The sequence below is a fragment of the Pantoea sp. CTOTU50773 genome, from assembly GCF_032082325.1.
GTDB lineage: Bacteria > Pseudomonadota > Gammaproteobacteria > Enterobacterales > Enterobacteriaceae > Pantoea > Pantoea communis.
In genome coordinates, this window is record NZ_DAMDQC010000206.1 from 1 (window position 1) to 6620 (window position 6620).

A 6620-nucleotide genomic window follows, 5' to 3' on the forward strand; every position below is an offset into this window, starting at 1 on the left:
TATTCGGGATCCGCGGAACCTGATCAGGTTAGTACCTGCGAAGGGAACAAGAGTAGACATTCACAGAGCGATGCGTGTTGGCGCCCGGCATCGTCCCTGTTACTCCTTCCGAACTCTGGACAAGCAACTTCCCCTTAATTCAGGAAATTTGCTATGTCTGTTGCTAAAACTTCTCGTCGTGAACAACGTGCACAAGCGCAGGAATTTATCGATTCGCTGCAAGGCACCGCTTTCCCCAATTCAAAACGTATCTGGATTACCGGCAGCCGAGCGGATATCCGTGTGCCGATGCGCGAAATCCAGCTTAGCCCTACACACATCGGTGGCACAAAAGAGAATCCACAGTATGAGCACAACGAACCAGTGCCGGTATATGACACGGCAGGTGCTTATGGCGACCCTGCGGCCACCATTGATGTGCATCGGGGATTAGACCGATTGCGTGAAAACTGGATTGCTGAACGCGATGACAGCGAAGCGATCCACCAGTTGAGTTCGCAATACACTCAGCAACGCTTAGCCGATGAAGGGCTGGATCACCTGCGCTTCGAGCAGTTACCGCAGCCGCGTCGTGCCAAAGCTGGCCGCTGCGTCACACAGCTGCATTACGCACGTCAGGGCATTATTACACCCGAGATGGAATTTATTGCGGTGCGAGAAAACATGGGCCGCGAACGTATTCGTGGTGAAGTGCTACTGCAACAGCACCCGGGCCACAGTTTTGGTGCCAATCTGCCGGAAAACATCACCGCCGAATTTGTGCGCCAGGAAGTTGCCAGCGGCCGCGCTATCATACCCTCCAATATTAATCACCCCGAATCAGAGCCGATGATCATTGGCCGTAACTTTCTGGTGAAGGTGAACGCCAATATAGGCAACTCAGCGGTGAGCTCATCGATCGAAGAGGAAGTGGAGAAACTGGTGTGGTCAACACGCTGGGGGGCGGATACCGTGATGGACCTCTCCACAGGCCGCTATATCCATGAAACGCGCGAGTGGATTTTGCGAAACAGCCCGGTGCCGATTGGCACTGTGCCCATTTATCAGGCACTGGAGAAAGTGAACGGCGTGGCGGAGGACCTTAACTGGGAGATCTTCCGCGATACTCTGCTTGAACAAGCAGAACAGGGGGTGGATTATTTCACTATTCACGCCGGTGTGCTGCTGCGCTATGTGCCGATGACGGCTAAACGTCTGACCGGTATTGTCTCGCGTGGTGGTTCGATCATGGCGAAGTGGTGCCTGTCACATCATCAAGAGAGTTTCCTCTATCTGCATTTCCGCGAGATCTGTGAAATCTGCGCTGCCTATGATGTCGCGCTCTCACTCGGTGATGGCCTGCGTCCGGGATCAATTCAGGACGCCAACGATGAAGCCCAGTTTGCCGAATTGCACACGCTAGGTGAGCTGACCAAAGTTGCCTGGGAATACGATGTGCAAGTGATGATTGAAGGTCCAGGCCATGTGCCAATGCAGATGATCCGCCGCAACATGACCGAACAGTTAGAGCACTGTCACGAAGCGCCGTTTTACACGCTTGGCCCACTGACCACCGATATCGCCCCCGGGTACGATCATTTTACCTCCGGCATTGGTGCCGCAATGATTGGTTGGTTTGGCTGCGCCATGCTGTGCTACGTCACACCGAAAGAGCACCTCGGTTTGCCGAATAAAGAAGATGTTAAGCAGGGTCTGATTACCTACAAGATCGCCGCGCATGCAGCCGATCTGGCTAAGGGTCATCCCGGCGCTCAGATCCGTGATAACGCCATGTCGAAAGCACGCTTTGAATTCCGTTGGGAGGATCAGTTCAATCTGGCGCTCGATCCGCATACGGCACGCGCTTATCACGATGAGACATTGCCGCAGGAATCGGGCAAAGTGGCTCACTTCTGCTCAATGTGCGGTCCAAAATTCTGTTCGATGAAAATTACCCAGGAAGTGCGCGAATATGCTGCTCGCCAGCATGCAGAAGTCCAGCCCATTGAAATTGGCATGGCGCAGATGTCGGATGCCTTCCGCAGTCGTGGTGGCGAGCTTTATCACGCCGCCGATGCCCTTAAAGAGGAAAAAGTATGACCGATGCCTTTCCAGCCACGGCCCCGAAACTGGGGCTGTACCCTGTTGTTGATAGCGTAGAGTGGATTGCACGCTTACTGGAGGCTGGCGTTCGCACCATCCAGTTGCGCATCAAAGATTGCCAGGATCATGAAGTAGAAGACGCAGTGCGCGAGGCAATTGCGCTGGGCAAGCAGTATCGTGCACGCCTGTTTATCAACGATTACTGGCGATTAGCGATCAAATATAACGCCTATGGCGTGCATCTTGGTCAGGAAGATTTGGACGTGGCTAATCTGGACGCTATCCGCCAGGCAGGTTTGCGTCTTGGGTTATCGACTCATGATGATGCCGAGTTAGACCGCGCGCTGGCGCTGCGTCCTTCCTACATTGCATTGGGGCATATTTATCCCACACAAACCAAAGATATGCCTTCGGAACCTCAGGGCATCGTAGAATTGAAACGCCACATGGCGCGGTTGCAGGATATACCGACTGTGGCGATTGGCGGTATATCCCTTGCGCGCGTACCTGAAGTTTTGGCCACTGGCGTTGGAAGCGTTGCCGTGGTGAGCGCCATTACTCAGGCGGCAGACTGGCGTCAGGCGACACAGGAGCTGCTGGCACTGGTTGAAGCTGGAACCCAGCCCGCGGAAGCGTTGTAACGTTCTGCAATCAGGGTAATTTGGCTGGAACCTCACGCGCAGTCCGCTTCCTGCGGGCTAGCGTGTTTTTCCGGTCAGGATAAAGTGTGCCTGCCCGCTGTCGCTGGCAGTGGGCCAGGGCTGGTCTACCTCTCTCTCCAGCCCTGCCTTTCCACTTTAATCAGTCAGGGATGAAGCGGGTTCCGTTTCGATATGACAGGCGTGCATGGCCTGCTCCACCGCAGCGCCAAGTTGGGCGATGGCCTGTTCTGTATACTCATTGATGGGCAACCCATAATTCAGGCGCAAGCAGTTACGATATTTGCCCGAGGCAGAAAACAGCGATCCGACGGCGACCTGAATGTTCAACGTGCGAAGTTCGGTGTTAAGCCGAACCGCATCAAACGCTTCAGGTAACTCAATCCACATCAGGAAGCTGCCCTGCGGACGCGAGACACAGATACCGCACGGGAAATAGTGGCGTACCCAGCAGCTAAAAGTCTCGTAGTTACGTTGATATACCTGGCGCATCCGGCGTAAATGCGGCCCATAGTGACCAAGACGAATAAATTCGGCCACCGCATGTTGCGGCTGTGTGGCTGTTGAACCCGTGCCGATATATTTCATATGCAAGACGCGATCGCGATAGCGTCCAGGTGCCACCCAGCCAACACGTAACCCGGGAGCCAGCGTCTTAGAGAATGAACTACACAACAACACCCTGCCATCCATATCCAAAGATTTAATGGTAATGGGACGTGGATACTCCCATGCCAATTCACCGTAAACATCGTCTTCAATAATCGCGGCATCAAAGCGCTGTGCCAGTGCCAGCAGCGCACGCTTGCGCGCCTCGGGCATGATAAATCCGAGTGGATTATTGCAATTTGGCACTACTACCACGGCTTTAATGGGCCACTGCTCGAATGCCAACTCCAGAGCTTCAAGGCTAATGCCCGTCACCGAATCGGTAGGGATTTCAATGGCACGGATACCAAGCCCGCGCAGGGTCTGCATCGTGCCATGAAATGTCGGAGATTCAACGGCGATAATATCACCCGGTTCACACACCGCACGGATCGACACGGACAGCGCTTCATGGCAGCCCGTGGTGATCACAATATCCTCTGCGGTGAGCTGACAACCGCTATCGATAGTTAAGCGTGCGACCTGCTCACGCAAGGCCGCAACGCCTAACAGACTGTCATAATTGAGCTGGTCAAGATCCTGCTTCTGCGCCATTCGGCTCTGAATTTTCCATAATGGCTTCAATGTCGGCTGGGTAAGGTCTGGCATGCCGCTACCTAATTGCAGCACGTTACCGCTGTTGCGGCTGCTTAATAATTCCAGCACCGATTCCCACTGGGTGATCTCGACGGGGCGTTGTACGGGGCGGGTTAACGCAGGAACAGGAGGCGTGGCTTTGCGCGTCGCAACGAAATAGCCAGAGCGCGGCTGCGGCACAATAAGCTGTTTCTCTTCTAGCAGGTGATACGCCTGCTGCACGGTACTGATGCTCACACCGTGTTCAATACTCAGTGTGCGCACTGAGGGTAAGCGCTCGCCGCTACGGTAGAGTCCCTGCTCAATCCTGTCTGAGAGCAAGCAAGCCAGATGTTGGTAACGCGTCATCGTATGATTCCCCTCGAGTTCACTGAATCTAAATCAGTACAGATCATCCTTTTTTTTACCATTCAGATCCTATCATGCGCAATCTGTATGTTAATAATAAGTGATTTTTGAATCTGTATTGAAATGCACAGGAACTGGACAATACCACTCAGACAACTGACTGAGGGCATTTATTATGGAATTCGATCAAAACCGCGCAGCAAAACCCTTTGATGTAACGCTATTGGATATGGTTCGCGGCACGGGACGTGCCATCAAAAGATGGCGCGCCCGCCGTGAGACTCGCAAAATTCTGTCTCACTTAAGCGATGCACAACTGCGCGACATTGGCCTGACCCGCCACGATATCTGCCGTAAGGGCTGATTAAAAACGAAAAAAAACCCTGCCGAGGCAGGGTTTTTTATGGGTCAGCTTCGCAGACGATTATTCGTCGTCGCTACCGCCAAGACCGGCGTTCAGCAGTTCAGCCAGGCTCGCAGAGGCTTCATCCGCAGTCACCTGCGGTGCAACCGGTGCTTCACCTACAGAACGGCGACGCATACGATCCTGATGGTAAGCATAACCGGTACCGGCCGGGATCAAACGACCCACGATCACGTTCTCTTTCAGGCCGCGCAGTTCATCACGCTTGCCTGCTACTGCTGCTTCAGTCAGGACACGTGTGGTCTCCTGGAACGATGCTGCAGAGATGAACGATTCGGTTGCCAGAGAAGCTTTGGTGATACCCAGCAGATCGCGCATAAAGGTTGCGCCAATTTTGCCGTTCGCTTCGAGGTCGCGGTTAGCGATCTTGATGCGAGAGTATTCAGCCTGCTCACCTTCCAGGAACTCGGTGCTGCCCGCGCTGGCGATGGTTGCTTTACGCAGCATCTGACGCACGATGACTTCGATGTGTTTATCGTTAATCTTAACGCCTTGCAGACGGTAAACTTCCTGCACTTCGTTAGTGATGTAACGTGTAACCGCATGGACGCCACGCAGACGCAGGATGTCGTGTGGAGACTCTGGGCCGTCAGAAACAACGTCACCACGTTCTACACGCTCACCTTCGAATACGTTCAGCTGACGCCATTTCGGAATCATCTCTTCGTACGGATCGCTACCATCAACCGGTGTAATCACCAGACGACGCTTGCCTTTGGTCTCTTTACCGAACGAGATAATACCGCTGATCTCGGCCAGAATTGCTGGCTCTTTCGGACGACGCGCTTCGAACAGGTCAGCAACGCGTGGCAGACCACCGGTGATGTCCTTGGTACCGCCAGATTCCTGAGGTACACGCGACAGGGTGTCACCCGCGCTGATCTTAACGCCATCTTCCAGCTGAACAATCGCTTTGCCCGGCAGGAAGTACTGAGCTGGCATGTCGGTACCTGGAATCAGAACATCATTTCCGTTGGCATCAACAATTTTCAGCGCAGGACGCAGATCTTTACCGCCCGCAGTACGTTCTGCAGAATCCAGAACCACCAGCGATGACAGACCAGTCAGGTCATCAGTCTGACGAGTAATCGTCTGACCATCGATCATGTCAGTGAAGCGAATGAAACCGCCCACTTCGGTGATAACAGGCATGGTGTGCGGATCCCAGTTTGCTACGGTCTCGCCCGCTGCAACCTGCTCACCATCACCTTTAGCCATCATCGCGCCGTAAGGGACTTTATAGCTCTCTTTGGTACGACCGAATTCATCGATCATCTTCAGCTCAACGTTACGAGAGACGATAACCAGTTTCCCGGAGGAGTTGGTTACAGACTTCGCGTTGGTCAGCTTAATAGTACCTTTGTTCTTCACCTGGATGCTGGATTCAGCAGCCGCACGAGATGCCGCACCACCGATGTGGAACGTACGCATCGTCAGCTGTGTACCCGGCTCACCGATGGACTGTGCTGCGATAACGCCGATGGCCTCACCTTTGTTGATGATGTGACCACGTGCCAGGTCGCGACCGTAGCAGTGTGCACACACACCAAAGTCGGTTTCACAACCAACAACAGAACGCACTTTGATCGCATCGACTGAGTTCAGTTCGATCACATCACACCAGTGCTCATCGATCAGCGTGTTACGCGGGATCAGGATGTCAGCAGTACCTGGTTTCAGTACGTCTTCAGCAGTCACACGACCCAGTACACGCTCACGCAGTGGTTCTTTAACGTCGCCACCTTCGATAACCGGAGTCATCATGATGCCTTCGAAAGTACCACAGTCGTCTTCGGTGACCACCAGGTCCTGCGCAACGTCTACCAGACGACGCGTCAGATAACCGGAGTTAGCGGTTTTCA

The 6620-nt window shown here is 53.7% G+C and carries 4 protein-coding genes and 1 pseudogene; 3 read left to right on the forward strand and 2 right to left on the reverse strand.

The window, feature by feature from the left end:
• Window positions 1-153: 153 nt before the first annotated feature.
• Entirely contained in the window at window positions 154-2079 is a 1926-nt protein-coding gene (thiC, locus tag RT340_RS21070; RefSeq protein WP_313377650.1) for a phosphomethylpyrimidine synthase ThiC, read from the forward strand.
• Window positions 2076-2723 carry a thiamine phosphate synthase gene (thiE, locus tag RT340_RS21075; RefSeq protein WP_313377651.1) on the forward strand — a complete coding sequence of 216 codons (648 nt, stop codon included), beginning with the start codon at window positions 2076-2078 and terminating at the stop codon, window positions 2721-2723. Before thiC ends, thiE begins: the two co-directional genes overlap by 4 nt.
• 156 nt (window positions 2724-2879) lie before the next feature.
• Here the strand turns inward: thiE and RT340_RS21080 are convergent, their stop codons facing one another.
• A complete protein-coding gene (locus RT340_RS21080; protein WP_160869778.1) occupies window positions 2880-4334 on the reverse strand; it encodes a PLP-dependent aminotransferase family protein in 1455 nt (484 codons plus the stop codon).
• A gap of 175 nt (window positions 4335-4509) precedes the next feature.
• Between RT340_RS21080 and RT340_RS21085 the strand changes: the two genes are divergently transcribed.
• The gene (locus RT340_RS21085; protein ID WP_097119778.1) at window positions 4510-4698 is read left to right on the forward strand and encodes a DUF1127 domain-containing protein; all 189 of its coding nucleotides are present in this window, start codon (window positions 4510-4512) and stop codon (window positions 4696-4698) included.
• A gap of 60 nt (window positions 4699-4758) precedes the next feature.
• Here the strand turns inward: RT340_RS21085 and RT340_RS21090 are convergent.
• Window positions 4759-6620, reverse strand: a pseudogene (locus RT340_RS21090) (DNA-directed RNA polymerase subunit beta'); the annotation flags it as partial.

Excerpts from the sequence above, each read along its gene's own strand:
- thiC (WP_313377650.1), top strand. The coding sequence starts at position 154 with ATGTCTGTTGCTAAAACTTCTCGTCGTGAACAACGTGCACAAGCGCAG.
- thiE (WP_313377651.1), top strand. The coding sequence starts at position 2,076 with ATGACCGATGCCTTTCCAGCCACGGCCCCGAAACTGGGGCTGTACCCT.
- RT340_RS21080 (WP_160869778.1), bottom strand. The coding sequence starts at position 4,334 with ATGACGCGTTACCAACATCTGGCTTGCTTGCTCTCAGACAGGATTGAG.
- RT340_RS21085 (WP_097119778.1), top strand. The coding sequence starts at position 4,510 with ATGGAATTCGATCAAAACCGCGCAGCAAAACCCTTTGATGTAACGCTA.